General features: G+C 46.9%; 23 protein-coding genes. All 23 read right to left on the bottom strand.

All coding sequences use genetic code 11. The annotated features are described in order from the left end of the window. Positions 1–56 precede the first annotated feature (56 nt). Positions 57–332, bottom strand: a complete 276-nt coding sequence (locus DW949_RS09520; protein ID WP_118022987.1) for a DUF1292 domain-containing protein — start codon at positions 330–332, stop codon at positions 57–59. A gap of 1 nt (position 333) precedes the next feature. Next, a complete protein-coding gene (gene ruvX / locus DW949_RS09515; RefSeq protein WP_118022986.1) occupies positions 334–750 on the bottom strand; it encodes a Holliday junction resolvase RuvX in 417 nt (138 codons plus the stop codon). A 7-nt stretch (positions 751–757) separates the two neighbouring features. Continuing rightward, positions 758–1,018, bottom strand: coding sequence for an IreB family regulatory phosphoprotein (locus DW949_RS09510; RefSeq protein ID WP_118022985.1), 261 nt, complete (start codon positions 1,016–1,018; stop codon positions 758–760). Between the two features lie 34 nt (positions 1,019–1,052). Next, positions 1,053–3,653 carry an alanine--tRNA ligase gene (gene alaS / locus DW949_RS09505; RefSeq protein WP_199595839.1) on the bottom strand — a complete coding sequence of 867 codons (2,601 nt, stop codon included), beginning with the start codon at positions 3,651–3,653 and terminating at the stop codon, positions 1,053–1,055. A 119-nt stretch (positions 3,654–3,772) separates the two neighbouring features. Next, positions 3,773–4,531, bottom strand: a complete 759-nt coding sequence (locus DW949_RS09500) for an NlpC/P60 family protein (protein ID WP_118022983.1) — start codon at positions 4,529–4,531, stop codon at positions 3,773–3,775. Positions 4,532–4,564: 33 nt separating this feature from the next. Next, the gene (locus DW949_RS09495) at positions 4,565–5,494 is read right to left on the bottom strand and encodes a glycosyltransferase family 2 protein (protein WP_118022982.1); all 930 of its coding nucleotides are present in this window, start codon (positions 5,492–5,494) and stop codon (positions 4,565–4,567) included. A 79-nt stretch (positions 5,495–5,573) separates the two neighbouring features. Continuing rightward, positions 5,574–5,897 (bottom strand): thioredoxin, encoded by a 324-nt coding sequence (gene trxA / locus DW949_RS09490; RefSeq protein ID WP_233539565.1) that lies wholly within the window; start codon positions 5,895–5,897, stop codon positions 5,574–5,576. Positions 5,898–6,036: 139 nt separating this feature from the next. After that, positions 6,037–6,672 (bottom strand): ribosome biogenesis GTP-binding protein YihA/YsxC, encoded by a 636-nt coding sequence (gene yihA, locus DW949_RS09485; protein ID WP_233539564.1) that lies wholly within the window; start codon positions 6,670–6,672, stop codon positions 6,037–6,039. After that, positions 6,669–8,981 (bottom strand): endopeptidase La, encoded by a 2,313-nt coding sequence (gene lon / locus DW949_RS09480; RefSeq protein WP_118022980.1) that lies wholly within the window; start codon positions 8,979–8,981, stop codon positions 6,669–6,671. Before lon ends, yihA begins: the two co-directional genes overlap by 4 nt. A 115-nt stretch (positions 8,982–9,096) precedes the next feature. Beyond that, positions 9,097–10,323 carry an ATP-dependent Clp protease ATP-binding subunit ClpX gene (clpX, locus tag DW949_RS09475; protein ID WP_118022979.1) on the bottom strand — a complete coding sequence of 409 codons (1,227 nt, stop codon included), beginning with the start codon at positions 10,321–10,323 and terminating at the stop codon, positions 9,097–9,099. A 21-nt stretch (positions 10,324–10,344) separates the two neighbouring features. Beyond that, on the bottom strand, positions 10,345–10,953 hold the full coding sequence (clpP, locus tag DW949_RS09470; RefSeq protein WP_118022978.1) for an ATP-dependent Clp endopeptidase proteolytic subunit ClpP: 609 nt from the start codon (positions 10,951–10,953) through the stop codon (positions 10,345–10,347). Between the two features lie 20 nt (positions 10,954–10,973). Further along, entirely contained in the window at positions 10,974–12,332 is a 1,359-nt protein-coding gene (tig, locus tag DW949_RS09465) for a trigger factor (RefSeq protein ID WP_118022977.1), read from the bottom strand. A 234-nt stretch (positions 12,333–12,566) separates the two neighbouring features. Beyond that, entirely contained in the window at positions 12,567–14,993 is a 2,427-nt protein-coding gene (pheT, locus tag DW949_RS09460) for a phenylalanine--tRNA ligase subunit beta (protein WP_118022976.1), read from the bottom strand. A 13-nt stretch (positions 14,994–15,006) separates the two neighbouring features. Then, entirely contained in the window at positions 15,007–16,032 is a 1,026-nt protein-coding gene (gene pheS, locus DW949_RS09455; RefSeq protein ID WP_118022975.1) for a phenylalanine--tRNA ligase subunit alpha, read from the bottom strand. 273 nt (positions 16,033–16,305) lie between these two features. Continuing rightward, a complete protein-coding gene (locus DW949_RS09450) occupies positions 16,306–17,445 on the bottom strand; it encodes an acyl-CoA dehydrogenase family protein (RefSeq protein WP_118022974.1) in 1,140 nt (379 codons plus the stop codon). Positions 17,446–17,495: 50 nt separating this feature from the next. Beyond that, positions 17,496–17,939, bottom strand: coding sequence for a PaaI family thioesterase (locus tag DW949_RS09445; protein WP_233539563.1), 444 nt, complete (start codon positions 17,937–17,939; stop codon positions 17,496–17,498). After that, positions 17,929–18,378 carry a PaaI family thioesterase gene (locus DW949_RS09440; RefSeq protein WP_233539562.1) on the bottom strand — a complete coding sequence of 150 codons (450 nt, stop codon included), beginning with the start codon at positions 18,376–18,378 and terminating at the stop codon, positions 17,929–17,931. Before DW949_RS09440 ends, DW949_RS09445 begins: the two co-directional genes overlap by 11 nt. A gap of 493 nt (positions 18,379–18,871) precedes the next feature. Next, positions 18,872–19,453: an outer membrane beta-barrel protein gene (locus tag DW949_RS09435; protein ID WP_118022973.1), complete on the bottom strand. Its 582-nt coding sequence runs from the start codon at positions 19,451–19,453 to the stop codon at positions 18,872–18,874. 92 nt (positions 19,454–19,545) lie between these two features. Then, positions 19,546–20,586 (bottom strand): glycosyltransferase family 9 protein, encoded by a 1,041-nt coding sequence (locus DW949_RS09430; RefSeq protein ID WP_118022972.1) that lies wholly within the window; start codon positions 20,584–20,586, stop codon positions 19,546–19,548. Beyond that, complete coding sequence (locus DW949_RS09425) at positions 20,583–21,611, bottom strand: glycosyltransferase family 9 protein (RefSeq protein WP_118022971.1); 1,029 nt, start codon at positions 21,609–21,611, stop codon at positions 20,583–20,585. Before DW949_RS09425 ends, DW949_RS09430 begins: the two co-directional genes overlap by 4 nt. Further along, the gene (locus DW949_RS09420) at positions 21,598–22,119 is read right to left on the bottom strand and encodes an HAD-IIIA family hydrolase (protein ID WP_118022970.1); all 522 of its coding nucleotides are present in this window, start codon (positions 22,117–22,119) and stop codon (positions 21,598–21,600) included. The genes DW949_RS09425 and DW949_RS09420 overlap by 14 nt, the downstream gene beginning before the upstream one ends. Beyond that, positions 22,116–23,081 (bottom strand): ADP-glyceromanno-heptose 6-epimerase, encoded by a 966-nt coding sequence (gene rfaD, locus DW949_RS09415; RefSeq protein WP_118022969.1) that lies wholly within the window; start codon positions 23,079–23,081, stop codon positions 22,116–22,118. Before rfaD ends, DW949_RS09420 begins: the two co-directional genes overlap by 4 nt. Further along, a complete protein-coding gene (gene rfaE1 / locus DW949_RS09410) occupies positions 23,078–24,559 on the bottom strand; it encodes a D-glycero-beta-D-manno-heptose-7-phosphate kinase (protein WP_118022968.1) in 1,482 nt (493 codons plus the stop codon). The genes rfaD and rfaE1 overlap by 4 nt, the downstream gene beginning before the upstream one ends. Positions 24,560–24,576 lie beyond the last annotated feature (17 nt).

Here is a 24,576-nt window from a genome sequence, read left to right as displayed (position 1 = left end):
CAAAAAAAGGTCTAGCCCAACCACAAAAGTTGGACTAGACCCTTTTTATCAAATTACTATTCTTCTTCCATTAATTTGTCGTAGGCATGAAGCACTGCTTCAAATTCTTCATCTGTCGGGGACACATACACAGTTTCGCCATCTTCTTCATCAAGACGTGCAATGATAGCATCACCATCAGCAGATTCATCACCTTCTTCACTGTACGGAACGAGTACAGCAAACTCCTTGCCTGCATACGGAATGGTCACATCGACTGCATAGTATTCTTCCTGCCCGTCTTCACCAGTTATGGTGATTACTTCAACTTCTTCCAACATGTCTTCTGCCATATTATCCTCCCTGAGCATCTAAATAATTTTGCAATATCAGAACTGCCGCCATTTTGTCAACGAACTGTTTCCGCTTTTCCCGGCGCACATTTCCTTCCATAAGTACCTGGGTCGCCATGACAGTTGTCAGGCGTTCATCCCAATACACAAATTCCATATCGGGGAGCACTTTTTTTAATTCTGAGACAAACTGTTCAATTTTCTCCATATTCTCGCTGTAATCACCATTCATATGACGTGGTTTACCAACGACAACACGATGTACATCTTTTTCTTTTATAATTTCTTTCAGGCGGGCAAAATCTTTCTTTTTCGATTGCCGCTTTATTGTTTCCATTCCCTGAGCCGTCAGCAATAAGGGATCGCTGCAGGCAACGCCTATGGTACGCGAGCCTACGTCCAGACCTAAGATTCTCATATGTCTCCTATAAATTATGCTGTTTGACGTACGAACGAACCAGTTCTTCAATCAATTCGTCCCGTTCAATACGGCGGATATTACTGCGAGCATTATTATGACTCGTAATGTACGTTGGATCGCCAGAAAGAAGATATCCTACAATCTGATTAATAGGATTATATCCTTTTTCCTCCAGGGCATGATACACGTCTTCCAGAATCATGGAAGCAACAGTCTGTTCCTCATTTCTGTTTTTTACGATCATCGTTTCATCACTAATTGCCATGTTTGTCACATCCTTTATCTATGATGCCAGGACATTATCCCAGTAAGTTTTTAACCATATCTTTGCCAGCCCGCAGCGCTGCATCTATCTGTTCAGGCTGCTTACCGCCAGCCTGTGCCATATCGGGACGGCCACCGCCATTCCCGCCAGCAGCCTGAGCTGCCGCCTTAATGATTTTTCCTGCATGAAGTCCTTTTTTCGTATCCCCTTTGTCTACCTTGCAGACAAACTGCACTTTATCGCCAGATACAGCTGCCAGGAGGACTACGCCACTACCGGACTTGTCCAGTACTGTATCCGCCAGTTCGCGCAGACTGTCCATCGAATCAGCCTGGGCTGACGCTGCAATGACGGGGACTCCGTTTATATCTTCTCTGCTGGCCAGTATAGCATCGAGATCAGAAAGGGCGGCATCTTTTTTGAGCTGCTGTAATTCCTTTTCCGTATCTTTCAGCTGTTTCAGGAGATGACCGACTTTTACTGTTACATCATCGGCTTTGACCTTCAATGCCGATGCCAGATTACGGATAACCGCTTCATCAGCCTTGGCTTTTTGAAGGGCGGCTGCCCCGGTAACCGCTTCGATACGGCGTACACCTGTTCCTGTCCCCGTTTCAGAGAGAATCCGGAATGAACCAATCGCAGCGGTATTTGTTACATGGGAGCCGCCACACAATTCACAACTGAAATCACCGACAGAAACAACACGTACCCTGTCACCATACTTTTCACCAAAAAGTGCCATAGCGCCTTTTTCTTTTGCATCTTTCAATGCCATTTCTTCAATCGTAACCGGTACATTCTTCAGTATTTCTTCATTGACCAGTGACTCTACTTTTTCCAGTTCTTCTGCAGAAACAGGGGAGAAATTCGTGAAATCAAAACGCAGATGTTCCGGTGTCACCAACGACCCTGCCTGATTGACATGATTTCCCAGAACCTTCCGCAGCGCAGCCTGAAGAAGATGCGTTGCCGTGTGATTACGTGCAATTGCCAGATTCCGGGCTTTATCCACAGCAATATCTACGGCGTCACCAGTCTGGATCTGCCCTTCTGCCACCGTTGCAATAAGATAGACCAGACCATTAGGCAGTGCTTTGGCATCGGTTACCCGGGCAGAACCACCCTGGGCTTTTAATATGCCCGTATCACCAAGCTGGCCGCCTCCTTCGGCATGGAACGGATTGGAATCAAGAATAATCGTAACTTCTTCTCCATCCCGGGCCTGCTGTACTTCCGTCCCTTCTCTGCCAATCATGACGATATGGCCGTTAACAGCTTCGGCATCATTCACCAGAGTATCCTGATCGAGTTTAGTCGTATCCGGTACAGCCACTTTTGCAGATACTTTCGTACGTGCGGCACGGGCACGTTCCTGCTGTTCCGTCATGGCTTTTTTAAAGCCTTCTGTATCCAGTGTATAGCCTTTTTCTGCGGCAATTTCTTCAGTTAATTCAACAGGGAAGCCAAAGGTATCGTATAATTTGAATACTTCACTGCCAGCAAGGATTTTTGTACTATTGGCTTCTTCCATCATCTGGTGCAGCAGATCCAGACCTTGTGCCAAGGTAGCACTGAACTGGCGTTCTTCCGTATCGATGACTCTCTTGATCAGGCTTTCATATTGTCTGAGTTCCGGATATTCTGTGCCGAGAATATCAATAACCGTATCGACGAGAGAGCTGAGGAACAAATGATCAATTCCCAGCAGGCGGCCATACCGGACAGCACGGCGCAGGATGCGGCGCAGCACATAGCCACGCCCTTCATTGCTCGGCAGGATGCCATCGCTGATCATCACAGTAATAGCCCGGATATGATCGGCAATGACTTTCATCGCCATCTTCTGGTCCGGCTGGGAATAATCTCCGCCACTGATAGCGATGACTTTTTCAATGATCGGGAAAATCAGATCCGTTTCAAAATTCGATTCTTTCTGCTGGATAACCGAAGCCAGCCGTTCCAGCCCACAGCCTGTATCAATATTTTTCTTGGCCAGTGGTTCATATTTTCCATCTTTCGTACGGTTGTACTGAGTGAATACGAGATTCCATATTTCCAGATACCGGTCACAGTCACATCCTACCGTACAGGTCGGTTTGCCACAGCCCCGTTCCGGTCCCAGGTCATAGAATATTTCACTATCCGGGCCACAGGGGCCTTCGCCGATTTCCCAGAAATTATCGTCAAATTTAAAAATACGTTCATCGGCCAGACCAATCATATTATGCCAGTAATCATAGGCTTCTTTGTCATCCGGATAAATAGTGACATACAGCTTATCCGGATCCAGTTCAATGACCTTCGTCAGAAATTCCCATGCCCAGGAAATAGCTTCTTTTTTAAAATAATCGCCAAAGGAGAAATTACCCAGCATTTCAAAAAACGTATGATGGCGGGCTGTCCGGCCTACATTGTCAATGTCGTCAGTCCGGATACATTTCTGGCTCGTCGTAACGCGATACGAAGGCGGTACGAGTTTTCCAGTAAAATACGGTTTCAACGGAGCCATACCAGCACCGATAAGCAGCAGGCTCGGGTCGTTTTCCGGAATCAGTGGAAAACTGTGCAAAATCAGATGCTGTTTACTTTTGAAAAATTCCAGATAGGCTTTACGGATTTCATTTCCCGTCATATACTTCATAATTTCAAACACTCCCTCAGTCTTAGCTTTTGGTATGACTCAGATTATACGCTTTTTATCTCCCGTTGGGCAACCTTTTTGCCATAAAAGAGCTAAAAGCAGATTTATTTTCAGCGTACCCGTTTGGCTCCCACATAGCGGGAAGCCCAGTAGCCGCTGTCCATGCTATCAACCCGGATGCCGCCGCTGCTCGTAGCGCTGATAAACTGGTTATCACCAACATAAATACCTGCGTGCGAAGCGCCCGGCTCATACGTTGAAAAGAAAACGAGATCACCAGGGATAAGCTCGCTCCGTGATACGGCCGAACCGATGCGGTATTGTTCATCGGCCATTCGGGGCAGATTGATGCCGTTATGCGAAAAAACATACCGTGTAAAACCGGAACAATCAAATCCGCTCGGCGTGTTACCGCCAAAAACATACGGCACACCAACGTATTTATTAGCCGTAGACACCAGACGGTCTCCTATCACGTCATGGCTTGTAAATTTCTTGATTTTTGAATATTCTGTATAATTCCGGCTGCTCGGATATTTCGTCTTCATGGCAACTGTTTTAGACTTAGCTTTTTCCGCCCGTTTTGCCTCGTTCTTAGGCATAGACGAGCCTAAAAGTTTCTTATAGGTCTTACTATCGACAATGCCATCAATATCCAGTCCTTTATCAGCCTGAAAACGCTGTACTGCACGGGCCGTTTCGCTCCCATAAATACCGTCCGTACCGATAGGATACCCGTATTTTACGAGCTGCTTCTGTATCTTCATAACCTGTACGCCCCGGTCGCCTATGTTATAAGCACCGGCAGGCATGACAACTGCCGAAAAGAGCAGACTGAATACGAGTAGCCTATGCATCATCTGTCTCATATAAACTCCTCTCAAAACTATCTGCATGTCCCTCTATGGCCGTCTTTTATGACCTAGTTCAGCCCGCAGCCAGTATAAGGGGCGTTGCTTGACTTCTTCAAAAATACGTCCGATATATTCACCAATGACGCCTAAAAAAATGAGCTGCAGGCCACCCATGAGACAAACCATGATTGTCGTAGTAGTCCAGCCCGGAGCTGCCGTTCCCGTAAGATGGCTGTACAGCGTATGAATAATCATAATAATACTTAAAAGGCCGCTCAAAAGCCCTGCATAAAAGGAAATACGCAACGGGGTCTTCGAAAAGGCTGTAATCCCATCGAGAGCAAAATGCAGCATCTTGCGGCCAGAGAATTTCGATTTACCTGCAAAACGCCGGGGAGCTATAAAATCAAGTGTAGTCTGCTTATAGCCGATATCCCCCATCATACCCCGGATAAACCGGTCATGTTCGCGAAACAGACGGAATGTATTCAGCACCCGCCGGTCGATGAGACGAAAATCAGATCCCCCAGGCGTAATATGAACAGGTGAAAGAGCATTGAGCAGAATATAATACCATTTTGACGTCAGCCGTTTTAAAAAGCCGGCATCATCGGTCCCTTTCCGTACAGTCTGGACGACATCGAATCCTTCACGCCATTTTTGCACCAGATCCGGAATCATAGCTGGTGGATGCTGCATATCACCATCCATCGTGATAATAGCGTCCCCCTGAGCATAATCCATACCACACGTAATGGCAAGCTGATGTCCGAAATTCCGTGCCAGAATCAGAGCGCGGACATGATCATCCTGTTCGGTCAGCCGGCTGAGAATAAGTGGCGTCGTATCTTTGGACCCATCATCGACAAAAATGAGTTCATAATCCATATCCAGGTTTTGTATTGCTTTTGTCGCCTCTTCATAAAACTTCTCAATATTCAATTGTTCATTGAATACCGGGACGACAACAGACAACATCTTTTTTTCTTCTAAATTAAATAAGCTCACTCTTAATTATACCATCCTAACGTTTTTACTGTCAAAACAGGGACTCTTTTCAGACAAGTGTTGCCAAAAATTTCCGTATTTCCTCTTCTGATGCATAGCCGATGATCCGTTTGACCGGTTTGCCATCTTTAAAGAAAAGCAATGTCGGTATCGCCATGATATCATATTTTTCCGCCAGGCTGTGAAATGCATCCACATCGACCCGCACCACTTCCACCTGATCTTTAAACGCTTCAGCGGCCCGTTGTATTTCGGCACGTATCATTTTGCAGGGTTCACACCAGGGAGCCCAGAAATCAACAATCACGATTCCCTTTTTGTGCAGGACATGCAGGGTAAATGCCGACTCATTGTCGAGTGAAACAATGGCCATAAAAGGTCCCTCCTATAAAACGCTATACAAAACCACTCTCATTATAGCAGAAAGCAGTGCTTCTTTCCAGCCCGTAACGACAGGATGTCAAAAGACCGGATCCATCCTTCCTGAATGGTATCCGGTCTTTTGTGTTGAGTTAGTCTTCGGTAACGGCTTCATAGACGGTATGCAATACTTCAGCGCGTCCTTCCTGCTTCAGTGAAGAATACGCAATGGGAGGGAAAGCCGTCGGAAATTGTTTCTGTATCTGTGCCAGATTGCGAACCCGTTCATTTTTCTTCAGCTTATCCGCTTTTGTCGCTATAATCTGCAGTGGCACTTCATTATCGGCCAGCCATGTATACGCCTCCCTGTCGATGGGAAGGTCGGGATGACGCAGATCAACAAGCAGAAACAGCAGATGAAGATTTGGGGAAGAAGTAATGTACTCCCCAATAAAATGGCTCCATAACTGCCGGTTTCTGCCACCGGTACGGGCATATCCGTATCCAGGAAGATCGACGAAATAAAGTTTCCGCCGTGTTTCCTTTTCCTCATTTTTCTCCTGGAGGAGCACCTGGAAATAATTGATAGTCTGTGTCTTGCCAGGCGCCCCGCTCACCCGTGCCAGACCGCGGTGCTGGCATAACGAATTAATCAGGCTGGATTTTCCGACGTTGGACCGGCCTAAAAAAGCAATTTCAGGGATATCTCCCCCGGGATACTGATCCGGCCGTACGGCAGATGCCGTATACGATGGGTGGATGATCTGCAGGCTGCCATGATTCATCATGGCGTCACCAGTGCCTGACTGAGCACTTCATCCATATGATGGACAAACACGAATTGCACATCTTTCTTGACAATTTGTGGAACCTCTGCCATATCTCTTTTATTTTCTTCCGGCAGGAGAATTTTATGAATGCCTGCCCGGTGGGCTGCAATCACTTTTTCCTTGATGCCGCCTACAGGGAGCACCGTCCCGCGCAATGTGATTTCGCCAGTCATAGCAAGATCATGATGTACTTTGCGACCTGTAAGAGCAGAAGCGATAGCCGTAGCCATCGTGATGCCCGCCGACGGTCCATCTTTGGGAACGGCTCCTTCCGGCAGGTGGATGTGTATGTCTGTCGTAGCATAGAAATCAGGGGCCAGTCCCAGTTCGTCTGCCCGGCTGCGGATATATGTCATACCGGCTTCTGCCGATTCCTTCATGACATCACCCAGCTGGCCAGTCAGAAGCAGGTTTCCCTTTCCTTTCACTGCCGCAGCTTCTGTTTCCAGTACTTCACCACCTACCTGTGTCCAGGCCATACCGGTTACGCGGCCGACTTCATCCGTCTTGCAGACCTCTGTCGGGAGGAATTTGATGGGACCGAGAATTTTTTCGAGGTTCCGTACCGTTACGGTAAGCGGCTTGTCATCTCCTAAGAGCAGGGATTTACCTACTTTGCGGCAAACCGTACCGATAGTCTTTTCCAACGTACGTACGCCCGATTCACGGGTATAATCCTGAATAATATGACGCAATACGGCATCACTGAACTTAGCCTGTCCCGGCTGAAGACCATTTTCCTTCAGTTGTTTGGGCACCAGATACCGCTTGGCTATCTGTAATTTTTCTTCTTCTGTATAACTCGTAAATTCGATGATTTCCATGCGGTCCAATAGTGGCCTTGGAATATCACTGATGACATTGGCAGTCGTAATCCAGAGAACACGGGAGAGGTCAAAAGGCACTTCGATAAAATGATCACTGAACGTGTTATTTTGTTCCGGGTCCAGGACTTCCAGCAGGGCCGATGACGGATCGCCGCGCATATCCGATGTCATTTTGTCAATTTCATCAAGCAGGAACACAGGATTCTTAGTTCCTGCCTGCTTCATACCGGCTATGATACGCCCCGGCAGAGCCCCGATATACGTACGGCGATGACCACGGATTTCCGCTTCGTCACGTACACCACCGAGAGAAATGCGGACATACTTGCGATTCATTGCCCGGGCAATAGAGCGGGCAATACTCGTCTTACCCGTTCCAGGAGGTCCTACAAAGCAAAGGATAGGCCCTTTCAGGCTTTTCGTCAGCTGTCGGACCGCAAGGTATTCAATGATCCTGTCTTTTATTTTTGTAAGGCCATAATGATCTTCGTCCAGAATCTGCTGGGCCAGGGCAAGGTCCAGACGGTCTTTCGTTTCCTTTTTCCAGGGAAGCTCCATCATCCAGTCAAGATACGAACGGATAATCGCCGATTCTGCCATCATTGGAGGCATCGAGTCGAGACGGTCTACTTCCTTCAGCATGACCTCTTCGATTTCCTTATCCAGTTTCATCTTGCGGATTTTTTCGCGCAGTTCTTCTACTTCCGTGTCTTTATCGTATTTATCCCCCAGCTCTTTATGAATCGCTTTGATTTTTTCACGGAGATAGTATTCTTTCTGCTGCTGGTCCATTTTGCCACGGACTTCCATATTGAGTTTTGACTCCAGACTGGCAATATCGACTTCTGTATCTAGGAGTCCGCATACACGGCGCATGCGCTGGCTGACATCATAGATTTCCAGCATCTGTTGACGCGCCACCAGCCGGAGTGGAAGCTGGGCAGCAATAAAATCAGCCAGAGTTCCGGCATCCTGTATGGCTTCGGCTTTTTCTTTGAGCTCGTCATTTCCTTTTAAATTATCGAGCCAGTCTGTGAAGCGGTGCAGCATCAGACGGCGCAATGCTTCATTTTCATTAGATTCGGCATATACTTCCTGTATTTTCACAGCTGCCACTTCTGTATAGTTTTCTTTATCAGAATATCCCCGTATTTCGACGCGGGAAATCCCATCAGCCAGAATACGTACAATACCGCCGGGAAGGCGGAGAAGCTGCTGGATCCGTACCAAGGTCCCGACCTGATAAATTCCGTCAAAGCCGGGGTTTTCTTCGTCTTCATCCAGCTGTGCTGAAACAATCATCAGACGATCATGTTCCATCGCATAATCGACAGCAGCCAATGATTTTTCCCTGCCTATATCTATATTACTGAGCAATTTAGGAAAAACTACAATGCCCCTCAGCGGGACGAACGGCAGTGTCAGAATTGAATTGTCCATATAACTCACCTTCTTGCTAACTAATATTCACTATTTTGGTATTCTTAAAATGGAAAAATAACACTCATTCCCTGCGAGGAAGAAATGAGTGTTATCAACTTAACATATCCGTTTCCTATGCTGTTATGAGCTTAGGTTCTGCGCCGCTTGTAACGCAGTCAGCCGTGACAATGCACTCACGGACATCTTTACGGCTGGGCACATCAAACATGACATCGAGCATAATACGTTCAATAATAGAACGCAGGCCACGGGCACCCGTATTACGGCGCATGGCTTCTTTGGCAATAGCCCGGAGGGCATCTTCTTCAAACGTCAGACTGACATGATCCATTTCCAGCATTTTCTGATACTGCTTGACCAATGCATTCTTAGGTTCTGTAAGAATATGCACCATGGCATCTTCATCGAGCGGATCCAGTGTCACCAGAACGGGAAGACGGCCTACTAATTCGGGAATCAGCCCGAACTTTTGCAAATCTGCCGGAATAATTTCTTTCAGCAGCGTTTCCATGGACTTTTCGTTCTTGGAATGGATTTCTGCGCCAAATCCCATGTTTTTGTCCGATGTACGGTTGAGGATGGTCTTATCAATGCCATCAAAAGCCCCGCCGCATATAAAGAGGATATTCGTCGTATCAATCTGCAGCATTTCCTGATGCGGATGTTTACGTCCTCCCTGGGGCGGAACACCGGCTACAGTTCCTTCCAGTATTTTCAGCAATGCCTGCTGTACGCCTTCGCCGGATACATCACGGGTAATAGACGGATTTTCCGATTTGCGGGCAATCTTGTCGATTTCATCGATGTATATGATGCCCCGTTCAGCTTTTGCTATGTCATAATCCGCTGCCTGAATCAGTTTGAGCAGGCAGTTTTCCACATCTTCACCGACGTAGCCGGCTTCGGTCAGGCTCGTCGCATCAGCTATGGCAAAAGGAACTTCCAGAAGCCGGGCCAGTGTCTGAGCCAGCAGCGTTTTGCCACTGCCAGTAGGTCCTACCATAATGATATTGGATTTCTGTAATTCCACGTCATCATCAACACTGTTGGACTGAAGCCGTTTATAATGATTATATACAGCGACAGACAATGTCTTTTTGGCTGCTTCCTGTCCGATGACGTATTCATCAAGTGTCTTCTTGATTTCGTGTGGTGTCGGCAGCTCCTTCAGCTGAAACTCCGGTGCTTCTTCCTTCGTTTCTTCTTCCAGAATATGCTGTGCGACATTGATACATTCATCACAAATATATACGCCTGGACCGGATATCAGTTTCTGGACTTCATTCTGTGTACGGCCACAGAAACTGCATCTCGGTTCATCTGTTCTGTCTCTATCCACGTATTCCTCCTATAGCAGCACTTACTTATCTGCCTGGTCATCTTTAGGACGGGTCAGTATTTCATCAATCAGGCCGTATGCTTTTGCTTCTTCGGCCGTCATAAAATTATCCCGTTCCGTATCTTTCTGGATGACATCAAGCGGCTGTCCCGTGTGCTGGGACAATAAGCCATTCAGTTCTTTGCGCATGCGCAGGATTTCACGGGCGTGGATTTCAATTTCAGTCGCCTGGCCCTGTACGCCACCCAAAGGCTGATGGATCATAATCTGAGAGTGTGGCAGGGCAAACCGTTTGCCCCTGGCCCCGGCGGTCAGCAGGACAGAAGCCATACTGGCAGCGGAACCCACACAGATAGTAGAAACATCAGGTTTGATGTACTGCATCGTATCGTAAATAGCCATGCCGGCAGTGACGACGCCGCCAGGACTGTTGATATACAAATGGATATCCTTATCAGGATTTTCTGCTTCCAGGAAAAGAAGCTGGGCAATTACAATATTGGCCGTCACATCTTCAATAGGGCCGCCGAGAAAAATGATGCGGTCTTTCAGCAGGCGGGAGTATATATCATAACTCCGTTCGCCCTGACTGGATTGTTCAACGACCATCGGTACATATGCCATTTTCATAATGACTACACCTCGGGTTCTTACGCTTCCGGTTCTTCAGCTTTAACCTGTTCTACCTGCGGTTCTTCCGTTTTTTCTTCTTTTGCATTGGTATCAACGGCATTCTTCAGAATGAAGCTGGCAGCTTTTTTACGGCCTACGGACTGAATAAGCATGGGAACGCGTCTTTCTTTGATGATAATTTTGTATACTTCTTTCGGATCTGCGCCAAAGTTCTGGGCCATCGTAAAGATTTCAGCCTGGAGATCAATATCCTTGACTTCGATGTTTTCGGCTTTGGCAACTGCTTCGAGTACGAGATCCATCTTAACGTTTTCCGAAGCCGGCTGACGATATTGTTCTTTCAGTTTATCCATATCGGTATTCGTATATTTGAGATAATCATCAAGAGACATGTTCTGCGTTTCCAGGCGCATGGACATTTCATCGATCATCTGATCTACTTTCGTGTCTACCATGACATCGGGAATATCTACTTCTGCATTATCGACAGCTGCTTTGAGGACATCGGAATTAAACTTTTCTACAGCCTGGAAATGAGCCTGCGATTCCAGACGTTTGCGGATGTCTTCTTTCAATGCGTCAAGAGTATCGAATTTGCCGGCTTCTTTGGCGAATTCATCATCGATTGCCGGAACTTCACTGCGTTTTACATCATTGACTTTAACGGCGAATACGGCTTCTTTGCCAGCCAGTTTCTTTTCGAAATAGTCTTCAGGGAATGTTACTTTGACATCTTTTTCATCGCCGGCTTTCAAACCGATGAGCTGATCTTCAAAACCGGGAATGAAGCTGCCGGAACCAATCTGGAGCGGATAGGATTTGCCTTCGCCGCCTTCAAATGCTTCACCGTCAACAGTGCCTTTGAAATCAATAATAGCAAAATCGTCTTTAGCCAGTTCCGTACCTTCCGGAGCAACGACGAGTTTGGAATGGGCTTTCTGCAGTTTAGCCAGTTCGGCTGCAACCTGTTCGTCTGTTACTTCTGCTACTTCGCGGGCTGCTTTAATACCTTTGTATTCACCCAGCTTTACTTCTGGTTTCTTCGTCAGTGTGGCATCAAAGACGAAATCCTTGCCTTTTTCTTCTTCAATGACCTTGATGTCCGGATCAGTTACAGGAACGATATCCTTTTCTTTCAGGGCATCGTTATATGCTTTCGTAATGATCGCTTCTTTGATTTCTTCTTTGACAACATCCTTGCCAAGGAAACTTTCCAGTATCATGCGCGGAGCTTTACCTTTACGGAAGCCCGGGATATTTACTTTGTTAGCGAGGTTCTTAACAGCCGCAGCTGCGCCTTTTTTGGCTTCTGCTGCCGGTACTTCGATGTGCAGTGTCACTTTGTGCTGATCAACTTCATTTACTGTTACGTTCATTATTAGTATGTCCTCCTTATGGGTATAATACCCTTTTTATTATCTATAAAACACCATACTACGCTCTACATCATATCACAAATCACAGGGATTGACAACATCCAAAAAGGGCTCCAATGCCAGTCCTGTAGCATATCCGGCTGAAAATAACAACGGAGCTGTCACCGGTAACAGCTCCGTTATTAGTATACATTAAACTGGCATCACAGCTCGTCGTATCGTATCTTTATGCCATTATCTTAATTCGCAATTTAATTTTTCTTTTAAGTCACTCAGAATCGCATCGATAGGAGCCTGGATATCCTGATCCGTCAGAGTCCCCTGTTCAGAACGGAATACCAGATTATAGGCCAGACTCTTGTATCCTCTGGGAACCTGTTTGCCCTGATACAAATCAAAGAGATGAACCGCTTCCAGATATTCTCCGCCTTTTTCCCGGATGATATCGAGAACAGCCTGATTGCTTGTACCAACCGGTGCAAGGAAGGCCAGGTCCCGGCTGGAAGCAGGAAATTTGACGACTTTATGATAATCCGGCATGAGATTGATGAACGGCATAATCGCATCCATGTACATTTCAAAGATATATACAGGTCCTGTTACATCATAATTATCAATAGCTTTCGGATGCACTTCGCCGAAGTTGCAGAGAACCTTTCCGTCTTTTACATAGCGGGCCGCCTTGCCGGGATGAAGCGGTGCATAATCGGACACTTCAATGTCTGCATGGATGCCGAGTCCGGAAAGGACCGCTTCTACAAGGCCTTTGACGTCGTAGAAATCATAGTTTGATGCCTGTACAGGCCATTCCCCGGCGGTGCGCTGGCCATACAACAGGCCACTGACACATAATTTCTGTTCCGGGAGTTCTTTTACCGGAAGTTCCTTTGGGATATAGACAGGCGCTATTTCATAAATGCCGACAGACGGATTCTTGACTGCCTGGTTGCGGACCAGAACATCCATAAGAGAAGGAATCAACGTCGTACGCATGAGAGGAAAATCTTCTGTAATCGGATTGATAATAGGTACCGCCTGATAGACAGGATCGCCTTCTTTGTACAACAGTTTTTTCAATTGATCAGGATGCATGAAACTGAACGTAACCGTTTCATTTAAGCCGCTGCTGCAAAGAATGCGGGAAATTTTTTCCGTCACATCATATTCCAATCCCGGTTCGCCTACGGTGATATCAGACCATGGGCGGGTAGATGGTATATTTTCATACCCATAAATACGGGCCACTTCTTCGGCAATATCCGGCATTTCCGTGCAATCCCCACGATAGCTGGGCACGGTGGCCGTAATTGTATCGCCATCTTTCTGCAGGGTAAATTGAAGCGTTTCCAGAATATGCATCATCTGTTCTTCCGGAATATTGGTTCCAAGGAAGGCATTGACCTGATCAGCAGTGAACGAAATATATGTCGTCTTTTGCGGTTCGGGATATACGTCAACGATTCCCTTTGCTACGTCACATGCTCCCATTTCCTGCAGAAGCTGGGCGCAACGGTTGATCGAATTGATGCAGCTGTCAGCATCCAGACCCCGTTCAAACCGGCCCGAAGCTTCCGAACGAAGTCCCAGCATACGGCCGGTATGACGGATATTGGATCCCTTGAAAGAAGCACATTCCAGAATAACCGTCTGCGTATGTTCTGTTACTTCTGAATCAAAACCACCCATGATACCGGCGATGCAGCACGGTTTTTCTTCATCGGCAATGACCAGCATGTTGTCATTCAGAGTACGATCGATTTCATCCAGCGTTTTCATTGCTTCGCCATCTTTTGCCCGGCGTGCAATGAGATGATGACCGGCTACTTTATCGTAATCATAAGCATGGAGAGGAATTCCCAGTTCAATCATCGTATAGTTCGTGGCATCGACGATATTGTTGATGGGACGGACTCCCGACTTGCGCAGCCGCTGCTGCATCCAGAGCGGAGACGGTCCAATTTTGATATGAGTCAGCAGACGGGCTGTATAGCGGTTGCATAATTCTTCATCGTCAATGGAAATCTGTACTTTACCATCAATGGTTTCGTCGCTTTCTTTGACCGTGATTTCCGGATAGCGTGCTTCTTTGCCACTTAATACAGCAAATTCACGGGACAGGCCGACCATCGAAAAACAATCGGCACGGTTAGCTGTCAGTTCATATTCATAGACAACATCTTTAAGTTTCAGATAATCGACGGCATCTACACCGACCGGAGTATCAGCCGGAAGAATCCAGATACCTTCTCTTTCCTTCGGAAGGAGGACGCTGTCATCAAAGCCGAGTTCGTGAGCAGAGCAGAGCATGCCATTGGACGGTACACCACGCAGCTTGGATCTCTTGATTTTAACACCACCCGGCAAATGTGCCCCATGGACAGCCACGGGAACAATCTGACCTTCACGGACATTCGCAGCGCCCGTAACAATCTGGAGCTGCTCCGTTCCTACGTCGATCTGGCAGATGACGAGATGGTCTGCATCAGGGTGCTTTTCTATTTTTAAAATCTTACCTGTAACGACATTTTTTATTTCATTTCCCCAGTACTCTACCTGTTCTACAGGAATACCGGCAATAGTCAGCGTATCGGCAAAGGCCTGCATATCCTGATTCATGTCTACATCGACATAATCCTGCATCCAAAGAAGTGAACTTTTCATTGTATATACCCTCCTAGAACTGGTTTAAGAACCGCATATCATTTTCGTAGAACAGCCGCAAGTCATCAATACCGTATTTCAGCATAGCAATCCGTTCGACCCCCATGCCAAAAGCAAAGGCATTGACCTGTTTGGGATCGTACCCGTTCAACCGCAGCTCTTCCCAATTCGTCACGCCGCAGCCCAGGATTTCCAGCCAGCCTGTATGAGAGCAGACCCGGCATCCTTTTCCGCCGCACATGACACAGGAAATATCCACTTCCGCGCTCGGTTCTGTGAACGGGAAATAGCTGGCACGGAAACGGACACGCGTGTCAGCACCGAACATATCATGAAGAAAATCTTCCAGGATGCCCTTCAAATCAGAAAAACGGATGTTCTTATCAACGATCATACCTTCCATCTGATGGAAAATCGGAGAATGAGTAGCATCGTAATCGCAGCGGTATACTTTACCGGGGGCAATCATCTTGAACGGTTCATTCGGCTTATGAGCCTGCAGTGTGCGGGCTTCCATTCCCGATGTATGGGTCCGCAGAAGTATATCATCCGTAACGTACATAGAGTCCTGCATATCACGGGCCGGATGGTCATCAGGCAGATTCAGGCATTTGAAATTGAAATAATCCGATTCGATATCGGGGCCCGTGACAATGGAAAATCCCATGCGCAGGAATGATTCTTCCATTTCGCGCAATGTCTGGTGCAGGATGTGTTCATGTCCCATGACCGGTCTGCGTCCAGGGAGTGTAATATCTATTTTTTCAGACTGGATTTTATCAGCCAGTGCCTGTTCTTTGACTTCCTCCATTTTTGCTTTCAGATGTTCTTCAATTTCTGAGCGGGCAGAATTTACGAGCTGACCGATTTTCGGCCGTTCTTCTTTGGACAAATTTTTCATTTCTTTCATGATGGCTGTCAGTTCGCCTTTTTTGCCCAAATATCTGACACGGATATCCTGAACATCCTGGAGTTCCTTACTCTTGGCAATCTGTTCGCTGACCGCAGCCTTGATTGCTTCAATTTTTTCATTAATCATGGATTTCTCCTCCTCCAAAAAAAATAGACTTCCGCCCCCAAGGGGCGAAAGTCTGATTCGCGGTACCACCCTAATTTGTACTCCTGTGTCCTGTAACGGGAACACCCGTCCTGCCTACTGCTCTTCAACAAGAAGCTCCAAAGTGAACGCGCAGCGCAACTGGTACGGTGCTCTCAACCGGTGGCAGCCGCTCTCTGTAACCAGATCATTGTACTACTCTCTTTTTCATAGCCACATTTTCTTATCCGCTCTCACGAGCATGGATATATTGTATCAGTAAAGTGTCTTATTTGCAATAACCAATCGCTGAATTTGGTTCGTACCTTCATAAATCTGCATGATTTTCGCATCACGCATGTACTTTTCAACAGGGTATTCTTTGATATAGCCATATCCGCCCATGACCTGCACAGCATCAGTTGTTACCTGCATGGCAACATCCGAGGCATTACATTTGGCGATAGCTGCTTCCCGGGAAAATTCCATACCCTGGTCTTTCATCCAGCAGGCGCGCTGAACGAGAAGGCGTGCTCCTTCGACTTTCATAGCCATATCAGCTATCATGGCCTGTACCATTTCAAAGGAAGCAATGGGCTTTCCAAACTGTACACGTACCTTTGCATATTCACTGCAGGCACGGAATGCCGCTTCGGCAATACCGACAGATATAGATCCGACAAACGGGCGGGCCGCATCCAGCGTTTCCATAGCGATACGGAAGCCATGACCTTCCCGTCCCAGACGGTTTTCTACCGGCACGAAGCAGTCCTGGAAAATCAGTTCGGTCGTATTGGAAGCACGGATACCCATTTTATTTTCTGCTTTCCCGACGGTAAAGCCCGGCGTTCCCCTGCGTACGATAAACGCCGTCAGTCCGCGGATACTCGGGGTTTTACGCGTATTGGCAAATACGACAAATACTTCAGCAAGAGCACCATTTGTAATGAAGCATTTTGTCCCGTTCAGTACATACCCGCTGCCATCTTCTGTTTTGACCGCTCTGGTGGAAACAGAACCGGCATCGGAACCAGTTCCGGGTTCTGTGAGGGCAAATGCAGCCAGATGGTCCTCATTGATAATATCAAAATAGCGCTTTTTCTGATCGTCATTGCCGGCTATGATGACAGGATAGGAAGCCAGTGCATTGGCGGCAACAGATGTTGCCACGCCGGCACAGCCTTTAGCCAGTTCTTCATAAATAGCAGCAATCGTAATAGCATCAAGACCAGCTCCGCCAAATTCTTCCGGAATAGCTACGCCAAGAAGTCCCTGTGCCGCCAGTTTTTCGAGCAGGCCTTCATGCATCTTCCCCTGTTCGTCCATTTCTCCTGCATACGGTACAATTTCTTTCTGCACCAGATCACGGACAACTTTGATGATTTCCTGCTGTTCCTCATTAAAAGCAAAATCCATATTGATACCAACCTTCCATTTTTTTAATACGTTCACGCACAAAAGACGCTCTAATCATCATATTTGCGCAGAATATAAAAAGAAGAACGCCCTTTGACCACTACTTTTCCATTTTCATCCATGAGCTCACATTCCGCGACAATGGTCCTGCCGCCGTGATGAACCACCTGGCCAACGCCAATAAGCTGCTGCCCTGGATGAACAGGACGGATGTAATTCATGTTAATTTCCAATGTCGTTACCTGATATCCCAATGAACGACTGGCCATTCCCATCAGCGTATCACAAAAAGCTGCCAGAACACCACCTGCAGCTATGCCCCGATAATTACAAAGATTCGGTGTGATATCGAAGGCCACACGGACCCATCCTTCATCCACATCTTTGATTTTGCAGGGAAGGTTCTTGAAATACGGAATCTGCGTGACACCCTGGTGAATATTGAACACCCGTCTTTTCAAGATATCCGACATTGCTGTGTTTTCATCCTTCATCTGCCGTTTCTCCTTTATCAGCCTGGAGCTGATAGGCACCTGTAACAAAGTACGTTCCCTTGCCGTGCGCCAGATACCGGTCACTGTCATCATAAAAATCACAGATTACCACCATAGTTGTCCGGCCATTATGCAAAATATGCGTTTTGGCACAAATGACCGTATCCGCCAGTGCCGGACGCAGATAGTTCATGGCAAGGTCCAATGTCAGGACAGCCTTTCCCACAACGGCACACGCCGTTTCCATCGCCGAGTCAGCCATAGAATACAACACGCCGCCATACAGCGTTCCATTAGGATTTCCCCATTTTGTTCCCACATTGTGAAATACCAGTTCCGTATCATCTTCATCAGCTTTTAAAACGTGGAATTGCATGAATCTATCATAAGGATTGCATTGTAATTCCCTTTCCATTTCTGCAATGCGTGCCTTATTCACAAGCCTCTCCTCCTAAAAACTGTTGAAAATAAATACCTTTATATTGTACAATATGACATTCTAAACGTCAAACGGATTTTCCGTACTGAAATAAATGTAATGAAATTGTAACAGCTTTTGCCGTACACCTGCAATAGACGCATCTCTGTTACTATACAAAAAAGGCTGCCGCACCGCGGCAGCCCCTGACATGTCTGACCTGGTCTTTACCCCCACACTCGCCTGCTGGGACGTTCGCTCATAGATGCATATCATCCCCCACTACTAGCCCTCTCGCATTTTGCGGCAGGTCTTACTTCTAGGCCGCACTATGATCAGAATCACTTTGGATTCCTTACGTGGATCGCTTCGTCTGCGACTGACATCGACTTTCAACCACAGCACATGTCATGTGTTATTATACGTGTCACAAAAGTCACTGTCAATGAAAAAAGAGACTGCGCGATGACAGTCTCTCTCTCAAACGAACATGAATTATGTACAGACGCGATGCCTAGAATTTATAGCCCATGCCAATCTGCCAGCCTTTCACCGTATCATCATAATTATCGACGTCTATATCGGCACGGCGGTACATAATATGGGCATCCCAGTCTTTTGTAATGTCATACCCTACCCCGACAGAGTAAGAATTGACATCATCACCTACGCCTACAGACGCAAATCCCTGCCAACGTTCACCAATTGGAATCTGCCCCTTCAGTCCGACCTGATAGCCATAAAAATGCTGATTCCTGTAGGTATCGGCTTTCACATAGCTCATGCCGCCATAGGCAGAAACATAGGGATTAAAACGGTACACTCCCTGCAAATAGTGTTCGTTCAGTTTGTCTCCGTCATCACCTTTAGTATAATTATTGACGTACTGCAAATCCACTTTATCATTGATCGTGTAGGTAATGTCACCGCCACTGAAACGACTGTGGGCGCCACGGCTTCCTTCTTTCTGATCAAAGCCATAATTGACATTGGCTTTCAAATCTCCCGCCTGCGGATTTTTATTGGGGGCGGCACAGGCAATGGAACCTATGGAAACAGCCGCAATAAGGGCGCTTATTAATACTATTTTCTTCATATATCACACCTCCGATTAGTCCGTAGATTTACTTTATGGTTTACATTATACGCTAGTTGCACAGCATTTTCAAATACTCTGCACATTCTGTGTTACTGATACCGCTGCAGCAGTTCTTCCGCCGCTTCAATAACCTGTGCAGCTGAAATAACAGAAATCCCCTGATATTTTCCTTCTTTAATGATTTTTTTCATGCTTTTTCCAATTTCATAGTGATCTGTCGATTCGAGGACAATGGCCTTATCCGTGTAAGGACCATAAAACATGGGGTTGCTCGGTCCGTATAGTGCAACGACTGGCACCTTCTGACTTACGGCAACGTGCATGGGTCCACTATCATTGGTAATAAAAAGCGAACAACGGCGGACAGCTGCCGCCAGCTCTCCCAGAGAAAACCGGCCCGTCGCAATGACTGGAGGATATTTCATCAGGTCCGTCGCTTCCTTTACCATATCGAGATCCATAGAACCGCCAAAAAAGACACACCGATAGCCGTTTTCACTGAAATAATCGGCAACAGAAGCAAACCGTCGTGGCGGCCATCGTTTTTGTGGGACAGCGCTGCCGATATTAAAACCGATGAGTCTATCCTCTATTCCAACTCCCTGGGCAGTATAAAACTCATCGGCAGCCTGTTCCCATGCCGGGCAGGTAATGAATTGCAGTCCATCATTGCGCCTGTCCTCTATCCCCATTTGTTCCAACACGTTGATGTACATATCCGCTGCATGTAAATGGGTCCTGTCGAGCCGCGTATACCGGTTCATAAATGGGCGGAACAAGAAATGACTCATGCCGTCAAATTCTCTGGCATGTATGGCAAAAGCCAGAAAGCTGGTCCGTTCGTTCGGATGCAGGTTGATAAGAATATCATAGTGATTCCGGTGCAACGTCCGTCCGATATGCCAGAGTGCACCGACAGAATTGTCTTTTCCTTTTTTATCTACCGTCACAAGGTGATCAATATTGGGATTATAGCGTACCACATCAGCCAGTTTTTCATCAACGACCAGAGTAATGTCAGAACCGGTGGCATGACGGCGCAAAACCTGCAAAAAAGGTGTGATTAAAATCAGATCACCGAGATGCATGAGAAATGTTACTATGATTTTTTTATGACGAAGATTGATCATCTATTCACCTTCCTTATCACCTGTTCATACACACGCCAGACTCTGTCCACCGTGATCTGGGACATACATTCCGGATCATTGACGAGTGGGTGATCCTGGGTCGCTTTTGACGTCGGCGAAATAATCATATGTATATATGAACTATCAGGTCCTCCGTAAGGGCCGGTCCGATCCGGGCAGGTGGGACCAAATAAAGCTATCAATTCTTTCTTCAGGGCATTGGCTATATGGAGCGGACCCGTATCAGCACTGATATATATACGGGACAATGAAATAGCAGCCATCAGTTCTCTGAGACTCGTCTTCCCCGTAAAGTCATATATTCCCGCTCCGGTATCACGGGAAATGAGTTGTCCTTTCGGCACATCATCCGTACTTCCGAGAATAACCGCTGCCATGCCAGAAGCGGTGACACGCCGCAAAAATTCCGTCCAATATGGCAACGGCCACTCCTTGACAGACCAGCGGGCACCTGGAACAACGGCTATATACGGACCGGTAAGGCCGGAAGACGCAAACCTCTCCCTCATAATACGTTGTTCTTTTTCGATTGACGGAAGAGGGAATTCAATCGAATCCACTCTTCCTCCCAGGGCCCGGACCGTATCCAGATACCGTTCAATGACATGATCATACTGATGAGTGCCGGTCAGTCCCTTACTGACCAGGAAACTGCCTTCCCGCATTTCCCAATAGCCATATTTTTCTCTGGCTCCGCTGCACCAGGCCACAATGGCACTTTTTGCCAATCCCTGCAGGTCCAGGCATAAGTCAAAATGATACGCATGCAGCGTTTTCCGTAATGATCGCAGATAAGAGAAGCTTTTCAGCTTCTTTTTGTCAATATAAATAACTTCATCAATATAAGGCTTCCCCGGAAGAACAGTCGAAAAATTCTCATGAACCGCCCAAACAATGCGGGCCTGCGGACAGTTTTCGCGCAGTGCATACAGTGTCGGCAGAGCATGAAGCACATCACCGAGAGAACTCATTTTGATAATCAGGATATTTTTATAGTTCTTCATGACGTGTCCTCACTTCTAAAATCTTTCTGACAAAATCGTCAAGCCGTCCCCCCTGGAAGAGATAGCCATCTATTCCTGCGGCATGGGCACATTCTATATCGCGCACCCCGTCGCCAATCATGAAGGAACGGGATAAATCAACAGGATAATCTCTGGCAGCCTGCAATATCATCCCGGGAGCCGGCTTACGCCAGCTGCTCTTTTTATTATATTTCTCGACAGGCGCACCTTCCAGAAATGGACAATAGTAGACTGCTGTAATCTTTCCACCGGCCCCGGCCAGCTGCTGACACATCCATTCGTGCAATAGCTGGACATCCTCTTCTGTATAATATCCGCGGGCAACACCGCTTTGATTCGTGACAATAAACAGATCATATTCAAGACGGGTCAGCAATGCCACCGCTTCTTTTGCGCCTGGTACCCAGATGACATCGGCAATACGGTGCAGATAATGGGTATCTACATTCAGGACGCCATCGCGGTCCAGAAAAACAGCCCGTCTCATTCGTAATAGCCGTCGCTTTTTTCCAATATGCTGCAATATTCTTTTACCGCTTCATGGAGCAGTGTGAATCCCCGGTCATAACCGGCAGCCATCAGTTTTGTCGTATCTGCCTGGGTATAGCTCTGATATTTTCCCTTGAGTATTTCCGGGAAAGGAACATATTCAATCGTCCCTTTGCCACAATATTCGATGATGCCGTGAACGAAATCATTGAATGTATGTCCTGTTCCGGTACCGCAGTTATAGATACCGGAAAGTTCCGGATGTTCCCAGAAATAAAAGATGACATTGACTACATCATTGACATAGATGAAATCGCGTACCTGTTCTCCATTGCCAAAACCGCCTGTACCTTCAAAAAGCGTGATCTTTCCTGTTTTCTGCAGTTCATGATACTTTTGATAGATAAGAGATGCCATACGGTCCTTATGGTTCTCCTGAGGGCCAAATACGTTAAAATAACGGAATCCTACAATCTGTCCCTTCGATAATGGCAGCATGCGGCGTACAAACCGGTCGAACTGGAGTTTAGAGTAGGCATACGGATTCAGAGCCTGTTCACATTCCGGAACTTCACGGAAGCCATGTTTGCCACTGCCATAGGTAGATGCAGACGATGCATACAAAAAGGGTATCTTACGCTGCATGCAGTACCGGAGCAGATTTTTGCTGCCTTCATAATTATTTTTCATCATGTAGCGGCCATCATAATTCATCGTATCGGAGCAGGCCCCTTCATGGAATACGACATCGATGTATCCGCAATCAAAGGTATCATCAGCCATTTCCTGGGCAAAATCTTCATAATCCATATAATCATAAAAGGCCAGCCCCTGAAGATTGCGGCATTTACGGCCATCTGTCAGGTCATCAACGATAAGAATGTCATCAATTCCACGATTATTCAGTTGTTTTACAATATTGCTGCCGATAAAGCCGGCGCCGCCTGTTACAATTTTCATAAAATCCCCTTCTTTACTAAATCAGCAATTTTATTAACCAGTCCGGTCGTCGAGTACCCTTCTTCGAAAGAAATGATTTCTACCCGTTTGACAAATTCCCGGCCGACTACGTCTTCTGCCTTATAATCGCCGCCTTTGACAAGGATATCCGGTCTCAGGACAGAAAGCAGGTCATGCGGAGTATCTTCATTGAAAATGACTACATCATCGACGCAGCTGAGTGCATTCAGCAAAATGGCTCTGTCTTCCTGCCGTACCAGGGGCCGTGCCGGCCCTTTCAGCCGTCGTACCGAATCATCAGAATTTAACCCTACAATCAGATGCTGTCCCAGCATTGCCGCCTGCTGCAGATACAGAATATGGCCGCGATGCAGGATATCGAAGCAGCCGTTTGTAAAAACGACAGTCTCTCCTTTTTCCTGCCAGTTCCTGATTTTCTGGGCAGTCTGGTCCCAATCCAGTGCCGTGTAGGGAGACCAGCGCACAGGCTGCCATTGTGTCCATAGCTGAATTAATTCACTGCGATGGACCGGATATGTACCGACTTTTCTCACAACGATGCCTGCAGCGGCGTTTGCCAGCTGAAGGCCGGTACGGATAGAAAGATGTCCGGCAACAGCCGCCAGGAATGCTGCCGCAACCGTATCTCCGGCACCGGATACATCAAATACTTCCTGCGCCGTAGCCGGATTGTTCCAGACGCGTCCGTCATGACTGATGACAGTTATCCCTTTTTCTGAGCGGGTAACCATAAGATTGGCAAAATTATATTTTTTATGCAGTTCCATAGCTGCTTTTACGACTTCGCTGCCTTCATTGGCCACTTCATATCCGGCACATTCAGACAATTCCTTCATATTGGGCGTAACAAAGTCAGCACCGTCATATTTGGACCAGTCTTTTCCCTTGGGATCGACAAGGATGGGGATACCCGCAGCTTTTACGGTATGAATGATTTGTCTGGCTACTTTATCCGTCAGAACGCCTTTATGATAATCCGACAAAATGACACCATCCAGACCGGAACGAATGCAGATATCAAGCCAGGTGGCAAGTTCTGCCGCTTCCAGGTCATCGAGAGGTGCTATTTCTTCAAAATCGAGACGCACCATCTGCTGACGTGCTCCAAGGATACGCATTTTTGTTGTCGTTGCATGATGGCTGCGGGCCACCATGCCGGATCCGTCAATTCCCGCTTCATCAAGAAGGCCTCTCAGAAGGCGTGCATTGTCATCATCGCCAATCAGGCCGGCAAGATACACATTGCAATCCAGATTAGCCAGATTCGATGCCACATTGGCAGCCCCGCCCAGGACCGATTTAATATGGTCAACACGGTTCACTGGTACCGGAGCTTCTGGTGATATACGTTCCACCTTGCCAAATACATAACGGTCTACCATAATATCTCCAATTACAGCAATCCGTAAATGAGGCAGTACATCATTTAAAAAAGTATCGATATAGTGATCTGTCATAATGTCTCCTTTTATGG

The sequence above is a fragment of the Megasphaera sp. AM44-1BH genome, from assembly GCF_003467125.1.
Taxonomy (GTDB): Bacteria; Bacillota; Negativicutes; order Veillonellales; family Megasphaeraceae; genus Megasphaera.
Note: the sequence above shows the minus strand (reverse complement) of the source record. Positions and strands in the feature narration are given on the sequence as shown.

What these genes read in the sequence shown, in the direction of transcription:
- DW949_RS09520 (WP_118022987.1), bottom strand. Translation starts at nt 332, where the DNA reads ATGGCAGAAGACATGTTGGAAGAAGTTGAAGTAATCACCATAACTGGT.
- ruvX (WP_118022986.1), bottom strand. Translation starts at nt 750, where the DNA reads ATGAGAATCTTAGGTCTGGACGTAGGCTCGCGTACCATAGGCGTTGCC.
- DW949_RS09510 (WP_118022985.1), bottom strand. Translation starts at nt 1,018, where the DNA reads ATGGCAATTAGTGATGAAACGATGATCGTAAAAAACAGAAATGAGGAA.
- alaS (WP_199595839.1), bottom strand. Translation starts at nt 3,653, where the DNA reads ATGACGGGAAATGAAATCCGTAAAGCCTATCTGGAATTTTTCAAAAGT.
- DW949_RS09500 (WP_118022983.1), bottom strand. Translation starts at nt 4,531, where the DNA reads ATGAGACAGATGATGCATAGGCTACTCGTATTCAGTCTGCTCTTTTCG.
- DW949_RS09495 (WP_118022982.1), bottom strand. Translation starts at nt 5,494, where the DNA reads ATGTTGTCTGTTGTCGTCCCGGTATTCAATGAACAATTGAATATTGAG.
- trxA (WP_233539565.1), bottom strand. Translation starts at nt 5,897, where the DNA reads ATGGCCATTGTTTCACTCGACAATGAGTCGGCATTTACCCTGCATGTC.
- yihA (WP_233539564.1), bottom strand. Translation starts at nt 6,672, where the DNA reads ATGATGAATCATGGCAGCCTGCAGATCATCCACCCATCGTATACGGCA.
- lon (WP_118022980.1), bottom strand. Translation starts at nt 8,981, where the DNA reads ATGGACAATTCAATTCTGACACTGCCGTTCGTCCCGCTGAGGGGCATT.
- clpP (WP_118022978.1), bottom strand. Translation starts at nt 10,953, where the DNA reads ATGAAAATGGCATATGTACCGATGGTCGTTGAACAATCCAGTCAGGGC.
- tig (WP_118022977.1), bottom strand. Translation starts at nt 12,332, where the DNA reads ATGAACGTAACAGTAAATGAAGTTGATCAGCACAAAGTGACACTGCAC.
- pheT (WP_118022976.1), bottom strand. Translation starts at nt 14,993, where the DNA reads ATGAAAAGTTCACTTCTTTGGATGCAGGATTATGTCGATGTAGACATG.
- pheS (WP_118022975.1), bottom strand. Translation starts at nt 16,032, where the DNA reads ATGATTAATGAAAAAATTGAAGCAATCAAGGCTGCGGTCAGCGAACAG.
- DW949_RS09450 (WP_118022974.1), bottom strand. Translation starts at nt 17,445, where the DNA reads ATGGATTTTGCTTTTAATGAGGAACAGCAGGAAATCATCAAAGTTGTC.
- DW949_RS09445 (WP_233539563.1), bottom strand. Translation starts at nt 17,939, where the DNA reads ATGAAGGATGAAAACACAGCAATGTCGGATATCTTGAAAAGACGGGTG.
- DW949_RS09435 (WP_118022973.1), bottom strand. Translation starts at nt 19,453, where the DNA reads ATGAAGAAAATAGTATTAATAAGCGCCCTTATTGCGGCTGTTTCCATA.
- DW949_RS09430 (WP_118022972.1), bottom strand. Translation starts at nt 20,586, where the DNA reads ATGATCAATCTTCGTCATAAAAAAATCATAGTAACATTTCTCATGCAT.
- DW949_RS09425 (WP_118022971.1), bottom strand. Translation starts at nt 21,611, where the DNA reads ATGAAGAACTATAAAAATATCCTGATTATCAAAATGAGTTCTCTCGGT.
- DW949_RS09420 (WP_118022970.1), bottom strand. Translation starts at nt 22,119, where the DNA reads ATGAGACGGGCTGTTTTTCTGGACCGCGATGGCGTCCTGAATGTAGAT.
- rfaD (WP_118022969.1), bottom strand. Translation starts at nt 23,081, where the DNA reads ATGAAAATTGTAACAGGCGGCGCCGGCTTTATCGGCAGCAATATTGTA.
- rfaE1 (WP_118022968.1), bottom strand. Translation starts at nt 24,559, where the DNA reads ATGACAGATCACTATATCGATACTTTTTTAAATGATGTACTGCCTCAT.